Below are 18,751 nucleotides of genomic sequence, written 5' to 3' on the forward strand. Positions count from 1 at the left end.
ACTTTCGGTGGAGGCGCGAGTCCACCGAACGACACTGACGGCGTACGGCGGGCTGATCTGCCGGGCGGCTGTCCGGCGGCAGGGTTGCAGGCATGATTCTTGCCGAAAGCACCTTCCGCGGCACGACCGCCGCGGAACTGGCCGCCCGCACCTGGTGGGGCTCGTTCAGGGCCGCCGTCGACCAGCGCGCGATCTTCCCGCGCTCCGGCACGATCCGGCTGCACCTGAGTCATCTGGAGCTGACCGGCTGGGACCACGGCCGCGACGTGACCGTCCATCCCGCCGAGCTGGCGTCGGTGAGCAACGACTTCACCGACCTGTACGGCCGCTTCCTCGGCGGTGGATCCAAGACGCTCGGCGCACCGCTGGTCCTCGAACTGCGATCCGGCACCGTGCTGTACCTGCTCGTGAACCATCGCTGGTTCACCGAACGCACCGACAACGCCCAGTGGACCGGCCGCCTCACCCAATGGCTCGCCGGCGAGCGCGGGTGCACGGCATGAGGCGCGTCGGGAGATTTCTGCTGCGGTTCGCGCTGGTGGTCGTCGTCCTGGTGCTGATCTTCGTCGGGTGTTCGGCCGTGTGGACGTGGCAGGACGACCGGCGGGCCGCCATGACCACCGAGGGGCCGTACGAGGCGACTGTCGAGTCGCTGAACAAGCATCCGCTGCCGCAGTGGTTCGCGGATGCCAAGTTCGGGATCATGATCCACTGGGGGCTCTACTCGGTGCCTGGGTTCGCGCCGAAGGGCACCACGTTCAGCAAGCTGCTGGAGACGCGGTACGGGCACGCGATGACCCACAACCCGTACGCGGAGGACTACGCGAACGCGATGAAGGACCCCGCCTCGCCGACCGCGCAGTACCACCGGGAGCACTACGGCAACGCGCCGTACAGCGACTTCACGCAGCAGTTCGACGCCGGTCTCGCGAAGTGGGACCCCGATCGCTGGGCAGCGCAGTTCAAGGCGGCCGGGGCGTCGTACATCGTGGTGACGGCCAAGTACGCCGACGGGTACTCCCTGTGGCCGACCCAGGTCCGCAACCCGCACGCACTGGACTTCCACGCCCAGCGGGACCTCATGGGCGAGCTGGCCGCGGCAGTGCGAAAGCAGGGCCTGAAGTTCGGCGTCTACTACTCCGGCGGTGTCGACTGGACGTTCCAGCGCAAGACTGTGAAGACCCTGGGCGACTACGTGTACCTGCACTACGGCGAGGACTACCGCAAGTACGCCGTCGCGCAGGTGCGTGAGCTGATCACGCGGTACAAGCCGGACATCCTCTGGAACGACATCGCCTGGCCGACCGGGTCCAAGCGGCTCTACGCCCTGCTCGCGGACTACTACAACACCGTCCCGGAGGGTGTCGTCGACGACCGCTGGAGTACGGCGTCGTTCGGCCGGCAGCTGATGAGCCCGAAACCGATGCGCTGGGGCTTCGACCAGCTCATGAAGGGCCTGTTCAAGCAGCCCGGTGTCGCGGAAGGCATCAACACCCAGAAGCCCGCGCCGCACAGTGACTTCCGGACGCCGGAGTACGCCGCCTTCGACACCATCCAGGACAAGTTCTGGCAGCAGGACCGCGGCATCGGCGGCTCGTTCGGCTACAACCGCGAGGAGACCGCGGGCGACTACACCGGCTCGGCAGAGCTGATCGCAGCACTCGCCAAAGGCGCCGCCAACAACGGTTCGCTGTTGCTGAACGTCGGACCGAGCGGCGGGGAGGGCGAGATCGTCCCTGAGCAGTCGAGTCGGCTCTCCGACATCGGGGCGTGGCTGAAGGTCAACCGGGAGGCGCTGGACGGGGCGCGACCGTGGACACGGTCATCGACGACCACAGCCGCCGGCGACCAGGTGGTGTTCACCCAGAAGGGCAAGGCCGTGTACGCCGTCGTCCTCGGCCGGCCGCGGGGCGACATCGTCATCAAGGACGTCGTACTCTCCGGGGCGGCGCAACGTCTCGGGGCAGGTCCGGTGGCGATGACGACAACCACCGGGGACACCGTGCTGAAGGCGGCCGGCGACGGGACCTACGCGCCGGCCTTCAGGATCGGGTGATCAGTACCAGCCGCTGTTCTGGGAGTGGTTCCACGCCTTGCACGGCGAGCCGTACGTAGCCTCGATGTAGTCCAGGCCCCACTTGATCTGGGTGACCGGGTTGGTCCGCCAGTCCTTGCCGTACGCCGCCATCCGGTTGCCCGGCAGCGCCTGCGGGATGCCGTACGCCGTCGACGTCGGGTTGTCGGCGTTGACCTTCCAGCGGGACTCCTTGTTCCAGAGCTTCTCCAGGCAGCTGAACTGGCTCTGGCTCCAGCCGTGGTCGGGGAGGAGGTTCATCGCGACCTCCTTCGGCGTGCCCTCGTACTTCTTCCGCTCGGCGTCCCGGCTGGCCCGCTCCTCGGCGGCGTCCCGGCTCGCCTCCTTGAGTGCCTTGTAGCGCAGCAACGCCGTGTTCCTGGCCTTCATCTTCTGGTCGGCCGCGTCCTGCAGCGCGGTGCGCTGCTGCTCGATGGCCTCGACCTGGTTCCGCATCCGGACCGCCTCGGCGGCGATCTCGGCGGCCGACTTCTCCTTGGCCGACGGTGTGGTCGCGGACGGGATCGCCTTCCCGCTGTTCAGCACGGCCATCTCGGCCCGCCCGGACACCTTCTCCGACGCACTGCTGCTCCCAGGAGAGCTGAAGAGGTCGACACCGGCGACAACGGAGACCACGGCGATTCCGGTGACTGCGAGAACCGCGACGGAGCGCTTCGCTTTCATCTGTCCTTCCGAGAAAACCCGACCCCCGTCGGCTGCAACGAGAACATACTCTGACGTAAACCGTCCGTGATCACAAGCAGGTCACGAACGAACGGTGCGGCCGCCGCGTGGCGACCGCACCGTTCTTACTCTCGCTTTACAGAAAGCTATTACCTAAGAAACGTAACGCTCCTTACACCGCCCTGGTCACAGCTGGAGATCGTCCAGCATCTCGGTGACCAGCGCCGCGATCGGCGACCGCTCCGAGCGGGTCAGCGTGACGTGCGCGAACAGCGGGTGGCCCTTCAGCTGCTCGACCACCGCGACCACGCCGTCGTGCCGCCCGACCCGCAGGTTGTCCCGCTGGGCCACGTCGTGGGTGAGCACGACTCGCGAGTTGGCGCCGACCCGGGACAGCACCGTGAGCAGCACGTTGCGCTCCAGCGACTGCGCCTCGTCAACGATCACGAACGCGTCGTGCAGCGACCGGCCGCGGATGTGGGTCAGCGGCAGCACCTCGAGCATCCCGCGATCGATCACCTCGTCGATCACGTCACCGCTGGTCAGCGCGCCGAGCGTGTCGTACACGGCCTGGGCCCACGGCTGCATCTTCTCCGACTCGCTGCCCGGCAGGTACCCGAGCTCCTGGCCGCCGACCGCGAACAGCGGCCGGAAGACGACCACCTTCTTGTGCTGGCGGCGCTCCATCACCGACTCCAGCCCGGCGCACAGCGCGAGCGCGGACTTACCGGTACCGGCGCGGCCGCCGAGCGAGATGATCCCGACGTCCGGGTCCAGCAACAGGTCCAGCGCGACCCGCTGCTCGGCCGACCGGCCGCGGATCCCGAACGCCTCGCGGTCGCCGCGGACCAGCCGGATCCGCTTGTCCGGCATCACCCGGCCGAGCGCGCTGCCCCGGTCGGACAGCATCACCAGTCCGGTGTGGGTCGGGAACTCGCCGGCCGCCGGCAGCTCGACCGAACCGTTCTCGTACAGGTCGTCCACGACATGCGTCTCGACCTCGAGCTCCGCCATCCCGGTCCAGCCGGACTCCAACGTCAGCTCCGCGCGGTACTCCTCGGCGAGCAGGCCGCACGCCGACGCCTTGACCCGCATCGGCAGGTCCTTCGAGACCAGCGTGACGTCCTTGCCCTCGGCCATGAAGTTGCAGGCCACGGCCAGGATCCGGCTGTCGTTGTCGCCGAGCCGGAAACCGGCCGGCAGCGTCTCCGGGTCGGTGTGGTTCAGCTCGACCCGGAGGGTTCCACCCTTCTCCCCCACTGGCAGGGGCGCATCCAGACGTCCGTGCAGGATCCGGAGCTCGTCGAGCAGTCGCAGCGCCGTACGGGCGAAGTAGCCGAGTTCCGGGTGATGCCGTTTGGCCTCCAATTCGGTGACGACGACCACCGGGACGACGACCTCGTGCTCGTCGAACCGCAACATCGCGTGCGGGTCCGAGAGGAGCACCGAGGTGTCCAGCACGAATGTGCGCTGGGCCGGTGTGGATGAGGTACTTGACGCCTTGGCATTGTCGGCCATGTCGCACGTCCTCTTCTGGCCGTGACGTGCACCCTCGCCCCGGCCGACCAGTGGTTAGGTGGACCGGGTGCCGCCCTCGGGGTCTGGTGCAGACCCCGTCCGCCGTGCCGCGTACGCAACGACGGGAATCAGTGAGATCGAGACCTGACGTCTCGGGTACTCCGTTCGGCCCCTCATGGGGCTACCGGCTGGCGAACGATTCTCAAGCTGATCGGGCCTCCCGGACAGCCGGCTTCCCCTCCGACCGTCACTGTCAGGGTAGGAGCCTCCTGCAAACGGCGCAGCCCGACACGCCCGGCCACGGGGTTAACACGGTGTTACGCGTTTCCCCCTCACGCGGGGGATCCGCGTCACTCCGCCGGGTGATCCGGTCCGGCGGCCGCGCGACGAGGCTCGGGGCATGACTCGGAGCATGACAAGGAACTGGCCGACGTGGACCGGGTACGCCACCGCGCTCTGGTCCCTGGTGTACGGCGTACTCGGGCTGTACTGGACCTTCGGCGGCGCCGGCTACCCGTTCGCGCGGGTCCCTGACGACCTGTCCACGGCGTCGATCCTGGAAGGTACGCCGGTGCACGTCGTCGCCCCGGTGATGGCGGCGATCGGCCTCGGCGGCGCCGTTCTCGCGCTCGTCATGACGCACACCAGGCCGCGCGGATCGATCCTGCAGGCGATCGCCGCCGTGCTCGCGGTCGGCCTCGCGCTCGTCGTACCCGACTACACGCTGGTCGCGGTGGTCGCGATGGCGCCGGCACTGATCGTGTTCGCCTTCACCGGCGTACCGGGGCCGCAGGACGGCGTCGGCGACATCCTGTACTGGCACCGGGTGAACCTGATCATCCTGTTCGTCGGCGGGGTGCTCTGGGCGGCGACGGCGCTCGCGTACCACCGGCGCAGCCGCGAGGCGTGCGTCTCCTGCGGCCGCGGCGCCGCGGAGCCCGCCTGGAAGTGCCCGGAGGCTGCGCTCCGGTGGGGCCGCTGGGCGGTCGCGATCGCGGTCGTGGCGAACCTCCCGTACGAGCTCACCCGGATCGCCTGGTACTTCGGCTGGCCGCTCGGCATCACCGACGAGTTCCACCGGATGATGGCCGACACGCCCGGGATGCTCGAGATGGGCCTCGGCCTGGCCGTCCTGGGTCTGGGCGGCGGCGTCCTCACGCACGGCCTGGTGCACCGGTGGGGCGAGGTGTACCCGCGGTGGATCTGGTTCAAGGCCGGCCGCCGCGTACCGCCGCTGCTCGCGATCGTCCCGGCCTCGATCGTGTCGGTCGTCCTGATCCCGGCCGGGCTGATGAACACCCAGGCCCCGCTCGACGGCGACATGTGGGGAGCCAACGCGCCGGGCATCCTCTGGATCGCGTGGGGCGCGGCGCTGGGCGTGGCCACGTACGCGTACTACCTGCGGCGCCGTACGACGTGCTCGCGGTGCGGGCGCGGCACTACGTCCCGAAGCGACGCTCTCGCTGCGCGTAGCTCCGGATCGCGCGCAGGAAGTCGACGTGCCGGAAGTCCGGCCACAGCGCCTCGCAGAAGTAGAACTCGCTCAGCGCGCTCTGCCACAGCAGGAAGCCGCCCAGGCGCTGCTCACCCGACGTCCGGATGACCAGGTCCGGATCCGGCTGGCCCTTCGTGTACAGGTGCCGCGCGATGTGTTCCACGTCCACGCGGTCCGCGAGTTCCTCGATCGAGATGCCCTTCGCGGCCTCCTCGAGCAGCAGCGAGCGGACCGCGTCGGCCAGCTCGCGCCGCCCGCCGTACCCGACCGCGACGTTGACCAGCATCCCCTGGTTGTCGTGCGTTGCCGTCTCGGCCGCCTTCAGTGCCTCGGCGGTCGTGCCCGGCAGCAGGTCGAGCGCGCCGACCGGGTGGATCCGCCAGCGGCCGATCGCGGTCAGCTCCTCGACGGTCTGCTCGATGATCCGCAGCAGCGGCTCGAGCTCCTCGGCCGGGCGGGTCAGGTTGTCGGTGGACAGCATCCACACCGTGACGACCTTGACGCCGACGTCGTCGCACCACTCCAGGAACTCCGAGATCTTGTTCGCCCCGGCCTCGTGACCGCGCGACACCGGATCGCCGACCTGGCGGGCCCAGCGCCGGTTGCCGTCGATGATGACGCCGATGTGCCGCGGGATCCGGTCCGGTGACAGGGACCGGCGGACCCGACGCTCGTACAGGCCGTAGATCGCGCCGCGCAGCTTCTGCTTGCCAGGTGTCCGCATGGGCAGGGTGCTCTCCTCAAAGACTCTCGGTCACGAGGCTAGCCCAGAAACGCCGCCGGTGAGAGGCCCTGGAGCGGCTCACGGAAAGCTGCCGGAAAGGTCGAACTTTCCGGTGCGTTCGAGCATCGTAAACGCGGGAGTGCTGCAGCACCCGGGTGACTTCGCCTACATTTCATTCTTCCGACCGATGCAACCTACGGTCCCGTAGGTTACGGTTGCGTAGGTATGAACCGCCCGGACTCCCCTCGAAAGGACGGCGATGACCGCTACCAGCGCCCAGCCCCAGGACCTCGGGCACCGGCTCTCCGGCCGGCTCGGACCGCTCAAGCCCAAACTTCGTGGATGGTTGCACGCCGGCACCTTTCCGTTCGCCACCGCCGCCGGCATCGTGCTGATCTGCCTGGCCCCGCATGCGAACGCGCGCTGGGCGGCCGCGGTCTATACCGCCGGATCGATGCTGCTGTTCGGCATCTCCGCGCTGTACCACCGGTTCTACTGGGGCCCGACCGGTGAGGCGATCCTGCGCCGGCTCGACCACAGCAACATCTTCCTGCTGATCGCCGGCACCTACACCCCGCTCGGCATGGTGCTGCTGCACGGCAAGGACCGGGTGCTGATGCTCAGCCTGGTCTGGGGCGGCGCGGTGCTCGGCATCCTGTTCCGGATCTTCTGGCTCAGCGCGCCTCGGTGGATCTACACCCCCATCTACCTGGCCCTCGGCTGGGTCGCGATCTTCTGGATGGGCGCGATCTACCACACCGGCGGCGCGGCAGTCGTCACGCTGATCGCGGTCGGCGGCGGCCTGTACTCGATCGGCGCCGTCGTCTACGGCACCAAGCGCCCCAACCCCTCCCCCCGCTGGTTCGGCTTCCACGAGATCTTCCACGCCTTCACCGTGGCCGCCTTCATCTGCCACTACATCGCCGTCAGCATCGCGACGTACCACGCCGGCTGACAAGGACACGCTTTCGGCGCGGCTCCTTGTTGGCCGGCTCCGCCGGTGTGCGAGCCTCGCGCCTGGCTGGATGGTCCGGCGAAGCAGGCACCACCACGCACCCGGCGAACGACGCGCAGCGCCCACGAACAACGAACCCGGCCCCTGGTCGGACACGCCTGCGGCGAGTCGTGGCGAATGGCTCCTACCCCTCCCGCCGAGTCGTGAAAAACGGCTGCCGCTGACAACCACTTTTCACGACTCGACGACCAAACCCGCTCCTGAAAACACTCTGCTCGCCGGCGGAGCCGGTCAGCAGGACAGCCGCGCCGAAGGCGTGTCCTTCAGCTGTCCGCGCCTAGTTCTCGGAGGGTTTCTCGGAGGGCCGCGTAGCGGGACTCGCCCAGGTGGCGGGACCAGGATTCTTCTACTCGGGCTATGGCTTCTCGGCTGTGCGCGACTGCTTCGTCACCCAGCGCCGTACGGCGGACCAGGCGGACTCTTCGGTCTTCGTGGAGGCGTTCTGAGGTGGTGTAGCCGAGTTTCTGCAGGTAGTCGACGTGCTGGCCGAGGCCTTGTTTCGTCATCGTGGCGACCTCGGCCAGGTCGGTGATCCGCGCGCCCTCGGGCGGGATCAACTCGAGCAGCCGGTAGTGCGAGACGCGCAGCCCGGGGAACTGCTCCTCCGAGGTCGCGAGGATCTCCGCCCGGATGCGCCGCAGCGCCTGCCCGAGCAGTCCAGCCACGTGGTCGACGCGGGGATCGTCGTTGACGGAGGTCATAAAGCCACTTTACTATGCCGATAGTAAGGTGACTTTACTTCCTTGGGGGGAACATGATCACCGAACTCGCACCGTTGGGCCGGGACGCGTTGGGGGCCGACGACCTGGCGGCGCTCGTGCGGACCATCACCGGGGATCCGGCGGCCGTCGCGGGCGCGGTCCGGGTCGAGCCTGTCGACTACCCGATCGGCACGCCGAGCACCGAGTCCCTGCACCGCGTCTTCGGTACGACGGCCGACGGCGCCGGCTGGTCGTGCTTCGTGAAGAAACTCCAGTCGGTCCGGCATTCACCGATCATCCGGTTCGTGCCGATCGAGTACCGGCAGAGCTTCATCGACTACATGCCCTGGCAGCTGGAGATCGCCGTGCACCGCAGCGGCGTCGGCGATCTGATGCCCGACGGGTTGCGGCTCGCGAAGGCCTACCGCATCGACCTGTACGACGACGACCGCGGCACGGTGTGGATGGAGAACGTCGTCCAGGAATGGGGCCCTTGGCCGCTCGAGCGCTTCGAGCGGGCGGCATACCTGCTCGGCCGGCTGTCCGCGCGCCGGCAACCGCACCTCGTCGAGCCGCTGCTCGACAGGGAGGTCTCCAGCACGCCCGGTGCGGCGTTGCGCTACTACGCGAACGGCCGCGTCATGAAGTCCGCACTGCCGGTCCTCGCCGACCCGCAATGCTGGCGGCAGCCGCTGCTCGCGGCGGCGGTGTGCAACCTCCACGAGCACGCCTTGCGGGACGATCTGCTCGCACTGGGCGAGCGCATTCCCAAGGTCCTCGACACGCTCGACGCGCTGCCGCAGTGCTACCAGCACGGTGACGCCAGCCCGCAGAACCTGCTGGTACCGCACGACAGCCCGGACGAGTTCGTCGCGATCGACTGGGGTTTCGACTGCCCGCAGGCCGCCGGATTCGACCTGGGGCAGTTGCTGATCGGGCTGGCTCACGCGGGCGAGCTCTCGCCGGAGGCGCTGCCCGCAGTACACGAAGTCATCCTGAAGGCGTTCCAGGAAGGGCTGCTCGAAGACGGGATGGAGGTGGACGAAGAGCAGGTGCTGTACGGGTACCTCGGCTCGCTGCTCGTCCGCGCCGCGTTCACCGCGCTGCCGCTGGAGCAGTTCGGTACGGCGGACGCATCGCTGGAGTTGTTCGAGGAGCGTGTACTGCTGACCCGCACGCTGGTCGATCTGGTGTCGCCGGTGATCTGAACATCTCAGTCGTGTCACAGCTGCAACGAACGGGCTGTCACCCTGTATCCATAGTGCGTGACGAACCTGAGCAGATACGCAGCAATGGCCGTGTGTACGACCGTCGCCGGACTCGTGCTGACCGGGTGCGGCAGCGAGTCCGGCTCGGCGGGCACGCCGCAGAGCACGACACCGCCGCCCACCCTGCCGACCGTGACGCAGTCGACGCCGGTGGGCACCGGCCTGCCGCTGACCGTGTCCAGGACCGGCGGGTTCGCTGGCTTCGACGACCACGTGCAGGTCGCCCCCGACGGCGTCGCGACCGTGACCAAGCGCGGGAGCAAGGAAACAATCCGGTGCAAGCTCGACCCGAGCCTGCTGACGAGCATCACCACGGCCGCTCAGCAGGTCGACTGGGCGAGCGTCACCGCGACCAAGCTGACCGCGAAGCACCCCGACGACATGATCGTCGCGGTGTCGGCGAACGGGAAGACGGCCCGGATCGAGGACCCGAACCTGAAGCCGTTGGCGGCCCCGGTGAGCAAACTGCTCACCGAAGCCGCCATTCCGCCGGGCAAGCTCTGCAAGCAGCTCTAGGCGGTCAGGGCCACGTCGTCGATCACGAAGCTCGTCTGCAGCGAGGAGTCCTCCTGGCCGACGAACTTCACCGTGACCGTCCTGCCCTTGTACTGCGTGACGTCCAGCGTTTTCTGCACGTACGCCGAGCTCTTGTTCAGGTTCGAGTACGTCGCCAGCGTCGTCGTGGTGGATCCGTCGACGATCTGGACCTTCACGGTGTCGTAGACGGTCGACGAGGTGGTCTCGGCGGTGTCGATCCGGATCCACAACGACAGCGAGGCCGCCGTCGCCGTGGCCGGGATCGCGACCGACTGGCCGAGGTTCTCGGTGCTGCTCCGGCCGTTGCCCTGCAGCCACGCCTTGTACGACCCGGTGTGGGCCGGACGTGACGAGCTGTTGGTGATCACGCCGGTGGTCCCGGTCCAGTTCACCGCACCGGACTCGAAGCCCGGGTTCTGCAGCAGGTTGCCGCCGGTCGGCGGCGGCCCGCCGGTGTAGTCCTTCTGCGCGTAGTTCCAGATCATGTGGCCGATGGCATCGATCTGGCGGTCGAGCGACGTCAGGTTCAGATTGTTGATGGTGTCGCAAGACCGGTGGTAGCACGGGTCGAACGCGCTCCCCGCGGTACCGCCCCACTTCGACGCCTGGGCGGACGTCTTGGTGTCCTCGGCGCCGGAGAAGGTCCCGGCCGTGGGGATACCCAACGACCGGAACGCGGCATGGTCGGAGCGGCCCTGGACGTCGATGAACTCGGTCTGGACGCTCTTGCTCGTGAAGTACGCGACCAGGTCGTCACGGGCGCCGTCGCCGGCCGGGTTGTCGTCGTACACGAAGTACCCCGGGTTCGGCGACGCGATCATGTCGAAGTTCAGGTACAGCTCGATCTTGTCGCGCTCGGCGGAGGGCAGGTTGTTGACGTAGTACTTCGAGCCGAGCAGCCCGAGCTCCTCGGCACCCCAGAAGCCGAAGCGCAGCCGGTTCCTGGGGGTTTGGCCGCTGGCGGCGTAAGCGAGGGCGGTTTCCAGTACGCCGGCGCTGCCAGAACCGTTGTCGTTGATTCCCGGACCGGAGCTGACGCTGTCCAGGTGCGAGCCGGCCATCACGACGTGGTTCGCGTCGCCGTGCGGCCATTCCGCGATCACGTTGTACGACGTACCGGCCGAGGTGCTGAACGACTGCAGGGTGGTGGTGTACCCGGCCGCGTCCAGCTTGGCCTTCACGTAGTCGGCCGAGGCCTTGTAGCCGGCCCGGCCGGTGTACCGGTTGCCGCCGTTGCTGTTGGCAATGGACTGCAACTGGTCCAGGTGGGCCTTGGTGTTGGTGACCGAGATGTCGGGCGACTCGGCCGCGACCGCGCTGTTGCCGGTGACGAGCACTGCTCCGGCGACGAGCGCTACTACGCCGAGCCCTGGGACGAGGGACTTGCGCATGGTGGAACTCCTTCAGGCAAAGGAAATCCGGGGCGTGCGGGCCTTGGGCGGAGGGCCGCGCACGCCCCGGACGATTCACCGCGAGGTCAGCTCGCGATCAGGGAGGTGTCGTCGATGACGAAGCTGGTCTGCAGGGAGGAGTCCTCCGTGCCGACGAACTTCACCGAAACCGTCTTCCCCTTGTACTGCGTCACGTTGAGCGTCTTCTGGACGTACGACGTGTTCTTGTTCAGGTTCGAGTACGTCGCCAGCGTGGTCGTGGTCGAACCGTCGACGATCTGCACCTTGGCGGTGTCGTACGCCGTCGAGGTGGTGGTCTCCGCGGTGTCGATGCGGATCCAGAACGACAGCGTCGCGCTGGTTGCCGACGCCGGGATCGCGACCGACTGGGCCTCGTTCTCGGCCGCGGCGCGGCCGTTGCCGCCGAGCCACAGCTTCCAGGTGCCGGTCCGCGCCGGGCGGCCCGAGTCGTTGGTGATCGGGCCGGCGGTGCCGGTCCAGTTCACCGCGCCGGACTCGAAGCCCGGGTTCAGCAGCAGGTTGTCGCCGGTCGGCGGTTCCGGGTCGCCGCCGCCCGAGCAGGCAGCCGCACCGGCCGGGACCGAGATGCCGTTGAACGCGGCCTCGATGCCCTTGCACTGCGCGGAGTCCGCGCCGTACAGCTCCTTCGCGGAGTTGATCGCACCCTCACGGGCGTCCTTGTAGGTGCTGCCCGAGCTCAGCTTGGTGCTCAGCGTGCGGTACCAGACCTTGGCGGCCACGTCGCGGCCGATACCGGTGATGGTGGCGCCGTTGCAGGCGGTGCTGCTGTGCGTCACGCCGCCGATGACCTTGCTGCCGGTGCCCTCGGAGGCCAGGTAGAACCAGTGGTTCAGCGGGCCGGACGAGTAGTGCGGGTCCAGGCCGCCGGTGCTGGTCGACCAGCAGTCCACGCTCCGGCCGTCCTTCGACGGCTTGTCCATGTAGCGCAGCGGCGTGCCGTTGCCGTTGATGTTGATCTTCTCGCCGATCAGGTAGTCACCCGGGTCGGACGAGTTGTTCGCGGAGAACTCCACCGCCGTACCGAAGATGTCGGAGGTGGCCTCGTTCAGGCCGCCGGCGTCGCCGGAGTAGTTCAGGTTCGCGGTCGCCTCGGTGACACCGTGGCTCATCTCGTGACCGGCGACGTCGATCGCGGTCAGCGGACGGGCGTTGCTCGCGCCGTCGCCGTACGTCATCTGGGTGCCGTCCCAGAACGCGTTCACATACGCGTTGCCGTAGTGCACGCGGGACCGCGCGCCCTGGCCGTTGTTGAAGATTCCGTTGCGGCCGTGGACGTTCTTGTAGTAGTCCCAGGTCAGCTGGGCGCCGTAGTGCGCGTCCACACCGGCGGTCTGGCGGCTCGACGTGGCGCCGTTGCCCCAGGTGTCGTCGGGGTCGGTGAACGTGGTGCCGTTGCCGGAGGTCGCACCGTTGAGGTCCGTGGTGTAGTTGCCGCCGCGGTTCGGGTCGCTCATCGTGTAGCTGCCCGACGTGCCGATGCTGACGGTGCCGGAGTACATCGAGTTGCCGGTACCGGTCTTGACCTCGTCGTCCTGGTCGAGCACCGCGCCGGACTTGGCGTCGATGAACGAGTGCAGCACCGACGGGGTCTGGTCGGCCTTCACACCGGTGGTGATCACCTCGTACGCGAGGACGGGCTTGGTCGGCGTCACGAAGACCACCAACTCACCCTTGTTGCCGGTGGCCTTGAACTCCGCGGCCTTCGCACCCTTGGCGAGCGCGGCCGACTGGGACAGGGTCGGCTTGGTGGCGACGGCGACGGCCTTCGCGCCGCGGTTGTACGTGACCTGCCCGATCGACTCGCCCTTGCGCTTGACGATCAGATCACCGCCGACGACCTTGAGGCCGTTGAAGGTGCGGTCGTAGCGGACGTACTCGGTGCCGTCCGCGTCCTTCACCACATCGCGGACCTTGAGCTGCTCGCCGGTGCCGAGGCCGAGGGCGGCGGCCGTCTGCGCGGTCAGCGCCTGTTCGGCCTGAACGGCGGCCGGCTGGTTGAAGCCGGATGCCGGGAGCGGAGCCGTCCGGTCGGCGGCACCCGCGGTCGAAGCGGTGAACCCTGTCACGCCAGCGGCAAGACCCGCTGCCGCGACGACGGCCACCGCCCCTGCTGATGTCAGTCGTTTCAAGACAACATCTCCTCACGGTGTGGTCGCTGTTTGGGCGCAGCGACCTAATTCAGTTGGGGACGCGCCGGATGCTGACGCAACAGTGTCACTGCCTCATTTGTGACACTTCGTGTCGATGCATGCGAGTTCTGTTACATCCGACTTGAGGACAGACTGTTGCCGTCCGTACGCCGTGAGTCAAGGGATTCGGCCGAAACCGCAGGGAAAACCCGCGCCCGGGACAGGATCAGTCCGTGGGGCGCAACTCCTGCCGAAGGTGTTCCGGCAACGTCACGGGCAGCCGGCAGGTGAATTTCTGACACACGAACGCCGCCGGCGACCCGCCGACCAGCCCCCGTCCGTCCATCAGCGGTACGCCGAGACCGGGCGCCCCGGCCGCGATCGGCGTACCCCAGGGAGCGTCGGCGAACGCGACCCGCACAAGCTCTCGCGCGGAGCCGGTGAGAGAGTCGTCGGCGGCAACGACGGCGATCTCGAGGGGGCCTCCGGCAATTGTTTCGGCGACGGCCAGGGCGCGACCCGCGAAGCGGGAGGCCCGGGCGGCGATGGTTGCTGAGGCTTGCAGGGCCTGGTGGGCGGCGGTCTCGTAGCTGTCGGATCCGGTCAGGCTCGCGAACGTGATGAGGGCCTCGGCCGCCAGGCTGACCCCCGACGGGGTCGCGTTGTCCGTCGCGTCCTGCGGCCGCCACACCAACTGCTCCGCGTCCGCGGCCGTGTCGAAGTAGGAGCCATCAGCAACAAACTGCTCCAGAACCCTGCCCAGCAAGCCCTCCGCCACCCGGAACCACTCGACATCACCGGTCGCACCGAGCAGCGTCAAGCACCCCTGGGCGAACGCCGCGTAGTCCTCGAGTACGCCGTCCGCACTCCCCCGCACTCCGTCCCGCGACGTCCGGTACAACCGAGCGCCGTCAAGATGCACCTCCCGGATCAACCGCGCCGCCGCAGCCGCGGCCTCGACGTACTCAGGCCTGTCGAGCACCACCCCGGCCCGCGTCAACGCCGTGATCGCCAACCCGTTCCACGCGGCAACGACCTTGTCGTCCCGGCCGGGGTATGGGCGCCTGCTCCGCACCTGCGCGAGCGTCGAGCGCACCCGATCCCACCGCTCGACGTCCTCCGGATCCCGCCGAAGCTGGAGTACCGACGTACCGTGCTCGAACGTGCCCGTCACGTCGCAGAGCTCGATCACCCAGGCGGCGTCGTCCCCGAGCACCTGCCGAAGCTCGTCCGGCGTCCAGACGTAGTACTTGCCTTCCTCGCCCTCGGTGTCGGCGTCGAGCGCGGAGGCGAAGCCGCCCTCCGGCGTCCGGAGCTCCGCGAGCAGGAAGCCGGCGGTCTCCTCGGCGACGCGTCGCGCCAGCGGGTCGCCGCTGAGCGTCCACCAGTGCGTGTAGACGTCGAGGAGCAGCGCGTTGTCGTACAGCATCTTCTCGAAGTGCGGAACGACCCACTGCCCGTCGACGGAGTACCGCGCGAAGCCGCCGGCCAGCTGGTCGTACATGCCGCCCCGCGCCATCCGGTCGCAGGTGTGGGCAACCATCGCGAGCGCGTCCTCGTCTCCGGTGCGCCGGTGGTGCCGGAGCAGGAAGTCGAGCACCATCGACGGCGGGAACTTCGGGGCCCGCCCGAAGCCGGCGTCGACCGGGTCGAAGTCGGTCTTCAGCAGTTGGACGGCGCGGTCGAGATCGAACGCCTCCTCGCCGGCAGGCTGGTGCGCGCCGAGCTGTTCGACGACCCGCTTGCCGATCCCGTCGAGCTGCTCGCGCCGGTGCTGCCACGCGTCGGCGATCGCCTCCAGCACCTGCCGGAACGACGCCATCCCGCCGCGGGTGTCCTTCGGGAAGTACGTGCCGCAGAAGAACGGCTCGCCCGCCGGCGTCAGGAACACCGACATCGGCCAGCCGCCCTGCCCGGTCATCGCCACGGTCGCCGACATGTAGATCGCGTCGACGTCCGGCCGCTCCTCGCGGTCGACCTTCACGCTGACGAAGTGCTCGCTCAGGTACGCGGCGGTCGCGGCGTCCTCGAACGACTCGTGCGCCATCACATGACACCAGTGACACGCGGAGTACCCCACCGACAAGAAGACCGGCACGTCCCGCTCGCGGGCTTCGGCGAACGCCCGCTCGGACCACTCCCGCCACTCCACCGGGTTGTCCGCGTGCTGCCGCAGGTACGGACTGGTCGACCGCCCGAGTTCGTTCGCCATACGTCCCACCGTATGCGTCCGGGGTTGAATGGGAGCGTGCCCGTCCACCCTTTGCTCGCCAGCCGCTTCAGCCCGCTGATGTTCGATCCCGCCTGGACCGTCTCCGAGGACGACGTCGAACTGCTCCTCGACGCGGCCCGCTGGGCGCCGTCCGCGGGCAACTCGCAGCCCTGGGCGTACTTCGTGGCGCGCCGCGGCGAGCCCGAGCACAAGCGCGTCGTACGGCATCTCGCCCGCAGCTCGGCCCGCTGGGCGCCGAGCGCGTCGCTGCTGATCGTGACGATGGCCCACCGGTACGTCGAGGACACCGACTGGGCGTACTCCGACTTCGCGGACTACGACCTCGGGCAGTCGGTCGCGCACCTCACCCTGCAGGCCCACGCGATGGATCTCGCCTGTCGCCAGTTCCGCGCGTTCGACCTCGAGTCCCTCACCGCGGACCTCGATCCCGGCCCCGGCTGGCACATCCTCTCGATGATCGCGGTCGGCCGGCCCGCGGAGGACCGCCCGGCCGATCGGGAGCGTCGCAGTACCGCTGACCTGCGCACGGCTCCCTGGGACTAGGCGGTCTGCGACAAGGCGACCGACAGGCCGAGGGTGAGCGCCATCACCAGGAGCTCGACGCCGACCACGCGCCAGAACGGGCCGCCGGAGTCCAGCAGGTCGACGTCGGAGCGAGCCCGGTGGATCGCCGCGAGGACGACCAGGAGCACGAACGCCGCCACCTTGGCGATCAGCAGCGCGCCGTACGCGTCCTCGGTGAGGGCGTCGACGAGCGAGCCCCAGCCACCGCCCTTCGCCGCCAAGCGGCCGACGGCACTGATCAGGCCGCTGACCAGGACGGCGATCGCCGAGATGAACGCCGCCTGACCGTACCGCTCCATCACGAGCGGCAGTCCGGTCCGGCTCGCCCGCCCGTACCGGACCAGGCCGGCGAGTCCGCCGATCCAGGTCGTCGCCGCGATCACGTGGATCACCAGGGCGGCGCCGGCCAGGACGACGTACGACTCGTTCCTCGGGTACGCCGTGACCGCGGTCGGTATCAGTGCGCCGATCGCGACCAGCACGCCGAGTCCCGCGGCCGCGGACGTCTGCACCCGGCGGATCCCGATCGCCAGCGCGAGGACCAGGATGCCGGTGATCAGCAGCGCCTTCACCTCGGGCACGCCGAGCGCGTCGTCGAGGCGGAGCCGGAGCAGCAGCACCGGCGTGTTCAGCAGCAGCGACGCGGTCACGATCGCACCCGCGAACGCGCACACCGCCCAGATGATCGCCGCGTTGCTCGCGTCCCGGACCGCACGCCGGCCCTGTACGCCGAGCGGCCCGCCCTCGACCCGCAGCAGGACGACCGCGGCCAGCAGCGCACCGGCGCAGCCGACCGTCGCCAGCGTGGAGATCATCCGCAACAGCGGCAGCAGCCAAGCGACGAAGACATCCGGACCGCCGATCCCGCCGACATCACGAGGCTCGCTGTCCGCCGCGAACAACGCGGCCACCAACGCCGCCGAGGCGACGAGAACAGCACCCACCCCACCCACGACCAGACGTCCGGGCATGCGATGCCGGGCGGCGCGGGTCGCGGTCACCGGGGGGACCGGTCCTGGGCACCATTCAGCACGCGGCTCACTATAGGGTCAGCCGGAGGTGGGCCGCCCAGTCCGACACCATCTCGTGACCAGGGTGTTTCCGAGCTCCCAGGATTCAGTCACCGCACTGACACCGACTCAGTGCTCTGAGTGGTCCTTGGACTCACTCGGCGTCGGGGCCGAAGTCGTCGGGGTCGGGGCCGAAGTCGTCGGCGCTGCATCGGTAGCCGGGGACGCTGAGCGGTCCGGACTCGCTGGGTCGCCGGACGGTGCTGGGTCGTCCGCACCATCGCGATCGAAGTCGATCCGCTTCAGCTGCTTGCCCATGTTGCGCCACAGCAGCACCGTGGCGGCACCGAGCGCCAGCACGATCAGCAGCGCGACCCACCCCGGCTTCACCACGTTGGGGTCGATCTCGGCCGTCTGAAGGGAGATCATCGCTGTTACCACGCCACCATTGTCTCATTGTCCGCGCCGCCCGTCAGTGCAGCCCCGCGAACAGATCGTCCTCGGGCAGCTCGGACTCGACCACACTCCGCGCGAGCTCGTAGTCCTCGGTCGGCCAGGCCGCCTGGTGCACGTCGAGCGGTACAGCGAACCAGGCGCCGTCCGGGTCGATCTGGGTGGCGTGCGCGAGCAGTGCCCGATCGCGCACCTCGAAGTACTTCGCGCACTCCACCCGGGTGGTGATCCGGCGCTCGTTCTCCGGGTCCGGCTTCCAGTCCTTCAGCCGCTCGGCGTACGGCGACTCGAGGCCGCGCGCGACCATGCCGTCGTGCAGCGCCTTCATCCGCTCGTAGTGGAACGTGTGGTGGTAGTACAGCTTGAGCGGCTGCCACGGCTCGCCCAGCTCCGGGTAGGCGTCCTTGTCCCCCGCGGCCTCGAACGCGGCCACGGTGATCTGGTGGCACATGACGTGGTCCGGGTGCGGGTAGCCGCCGTTCTCGTCGTACGTCGTCACGACCTGCGGGCGGAACTCGCGGATCAGCTTCACCAGCGGCGCGGCGGCGTCCTCGACCTTCTGCGCCGCGAAACAGCCCTCGGGCAGCGGCGGCAACGGGTCGCCCTCCGGGAAGCCGGAGTCCACCCAGCCCAGCCACTCCTGCCGGATGCCGAGGATCTCGCGCGCCGCGTCCATCTCCTTGCGGCGGATCTCGGTGATGTTCGCCAGCACCTCGGGGCGGTCCATCTTCGGATTCAGGATCGATCCGCGCTCCCCGCCGGTGCACGTGGCGACCATCACTTCCACGCCTTCGGCGACGTACCGTGCGGTCGACGCGGCTCCCTTGCTCGACTCGTCGTCCGGGTGGGCGTGCACATGCAACAACCGAAGATCTCCACTCACAAGACACAATGGTCCTCCAACACCCGCGAA

Annotated in this window: 16 protein-coding genes; 6 read left to right on the forward strand and 10 right to left on the reverse strand. The window is 68.8% G+C overall.

What is annotated here, in order from left to right; genetic code table 11:
* Positions 1 to 92 precede the first annotated feature (92 nt).
* Both AB0L64_RS35605 and AB0L64_RS35610 read left to right on the forward strand, forming a co-directional pair.
* The gene (locus tag AB0L64_RS35605) at positions 93 to 503 is read left to right on the forward strand and encodes a hypothetical protein (protein ID WP_363717395.1); all 411 of its coding nucleotides are present in this window, start codon (positions 93 to 95) and stop codon (positions 501 to 503) included.
* Positions 500 to 2,056, forward strand: coding sequence for an alpha-L-fucosidase (locus AB0L64_RS35610; protein ID WP_363717396.1), 1,557 nt, complete (start codon positions 500 to 502; stop codon positions 2,054 to 2,056). The genes AB0L64_RS35605 and AB0L64_RS35610 overlap by 4 nt, the downstream gene beginning before the upstream one ends.
* Here AB0L64_RS35610 and AB0L64_RS35615 read toward each other — a convergent pair whose 3' ends face one another.
* From AB0L64_RS35615 to AB0L64_RS35625, 3 genes are all read right to left on the reverse strand, one after another.
* Positions 2,057 to 2,758 (reverse strand): hypothetical protein, encoded by a 702-nt coding sequence (locus AB0L64_RS35615; protein ID WP_359926336.1) that lies wholly within the window; start codon positions 2,756 to 2,758, stop codon positions 2,057 to 2,059.
* A gap of 186 nt (positions 2,759 to 2,944) precedes the next feature.
* Positions 2,945 to 4,276, reverse strand: a complete 1,332-nt coding sequence (locus AB0L64_RS35620) for a PhoH family protein (protein WP_359926339.1) — start codon at positions 4,274 to 4,276, stop codon at positions 2,945 to 2,947.
* 1,439 nt (positions 4,277 to 5,715) lie between these two features.
* Positions 5,716 to 6,495, reverse strand: a complete 780-nt coding sequence (locus tag AB0L64_RS35625; RefSeq protein WP_359926342.1) for an isoprenyl transferase — start codon at positions 6,493 to 6,495, stop codon at positions 5,716 to 5,718.
* A gap of 259 nt (positions 6,496 to 6,754) precedes the next feature.
* Here AB0L64_RS35625 and AB0L64_RS35630 point away from each other — a divergent pair, with 259 nt between their 5' ends.
* On the forward strand, positions 6,755 to 7,450 hold the full coding sequence (locus AB0L64_RS35630) for a hemolysin III family protein (protein ID WP_355476956.1): 696 nt from the start codon (positions 6,755 to 6,757) through the stop codon (positions 7,448 to 7,450).
* Positions 7,451 to 7,773: 323 nt separating this feature from the next.
* Here the strand turns inward: AB0L64_RS35630 and AB0L64_RS35635 are convergent, their stop codons facing one another.
* Positions 7,774 to 8,211, reverse strand: a complete 438-nt coding sequence (locus AB0L64_RS35635) for a hypothetical protein (protein WP_363717397.1) — start codon at positions 8,209 to 8,211, stop codon at positions 7,774 to 7,776.
* 53 nt (positions 8,212 to 8,264) lie between these two features.
* Here AB0L64_RS35635 and AB0L64_RS35640 point away from each other — a divergent pair, with 53 nt between their 5' ends.
* Positions 8,265 to 9,419: a phosphotransferase gene (locus tag AB0L64_RS35640; protein WP_363717398.1), complete on the forward strand. Its 1,155-nt coding sequence runs from the start codon at positions 8,265 to 8,267 to the stop codon at positions 9,417 to 9,419.
* 57 nt (positions 9,420 to 9,476) lie between these two features.
* Positions 9,477 to 9,995: a hypothetical protein gene (locus AB0L64_RS35645; protein ID WP_363717399.1), complete on the forward strand. Its 519-nt coding sequence runs from the start codon at positions 9,477 to 9,479 to the stop codon at positions 9,993 to 9,995.
* On the opposite strand, the gene AB0L64_RS35650 is transcribed toward AB0L64_RS35645, so the two are convergent.
* The 3 genes from AB0L64_RS35650 to AB0L64_RS35660 form a co-directional block, all read right to left on the reverse strand.
* The gene (locus tag AB0L64_RS35650; RefSeq protein WP_363717400.1) at positions 9,992 to 11,407 is read right to left on the reverse strand and encodes a M28 family metallopeptidase; all 1,416 of its coding nucleotides are present in this window, start codon (positions 11,405 to 11,407) and stop codon (positions 9,992 to 9,994) included. The genes AB0L64_RS35645 and AB0L64_RS35650 overlap by 4 nt on opposite strands.
* Before the next feature lie 86 nt (positions 11,408 to 11,493).
* The gene (locus AB0L64_RS35655; protein ID WP_363717401.1) at positions 11,494 to 13,578 is read right to left on the reverse strand and encodes a M4 family metallopeptidase; all 2,085 of its coding nucleotides are present in this window, start codon (positions 13,576 to 13,578) and stop codon (positions 11,494 to 11,496) included.
* A gap of 226 nt (positions 13,579 to 13,804) precedes the next feature.
* The gene (locus AB0L64_RS35660) at positions 13,805 to 15,790 is read right to left on the reverse strand and encodes a thioredoxin domain-containing protein (RefSeq protein WP_363717403.1); all 1,986 of its coding nucleotides are present in this window, start codon (positions 15,788 to 15,790) and stop codon (positions 13,805 to 13,807) included.
* A 36-nt stretch (positions 15,791 to 15,826) separates the two neighbouring features.
* Here AB0L64_RS35660 and AB0L64_RS35665 point away from each other — a divergent pair, with 36 nt between their 5' ends.
* Entirely contained in the window at positions 15,827 to 16,354 is a 528-nt protein-coding gene (locus tag AB0L64_RS35665; RefSeq protein ID WP_359926363.1) for a nitroreductase family protein, read from the forward strand.
* Here the strand turns inward: AB0L64_RS35665 and AB0L64_RS35670 are convergent.
* The 3 genes from AB0L64_RS35670 to mca form a co-directional block, all read right to left on the reverse strand.
* Complete coding sequence (locus AB0L64_RS35670; protein WP_363717404.1) at positions 16,351 to 17,376, reverse strand: CopD family protein; 1,026 nt, start codon at positions 17,374 to 17,376, stop codon at positions 16,351 to 16,353. The two genes, AB0L64_RS35665 and AB0L64_RS35670, sit on opposite strands and share 4 nt — an antisense overlap.
* 138 nt (positions 17,377 to 17,514) lie before the next feature.
* A complete protein-coding gene (locus tag AB0L64_RS35675; protein ID WP_363717405.1) occupies positions 17,515 to 17,814 on the reverse strand; it encodes a hypothetical protein in 300 nt (99 codons plus the stop codon).
* Between the two features lie 43 nt (positions 17,815 to 17,857).
* Positions 17,858 to 18,721: a mycothiol conjugate amidase Mca gene (gene mca, locus AB0L64_RS35680; RefSeq protein WP_355700439.1), complete on the reverse strand. Its 864-nt coding sequence runs from the start codon at positions 18,719 to 18,721 to the stop codon at positions 17,858 to 17,860.
* Positions 18,722 to 18,751: the final 30 nt, after the last annotated feature.

It is taken from the genome of Kribbella sp. NPDC051936 (assembly GCF_040680955.1).
In the GTDB taxonomy this organism is placed as follows: Bacteria; Actinomycetota; Actinomycetes; order Propionibacteriales; family Kribbellaceae; genus Kribbella.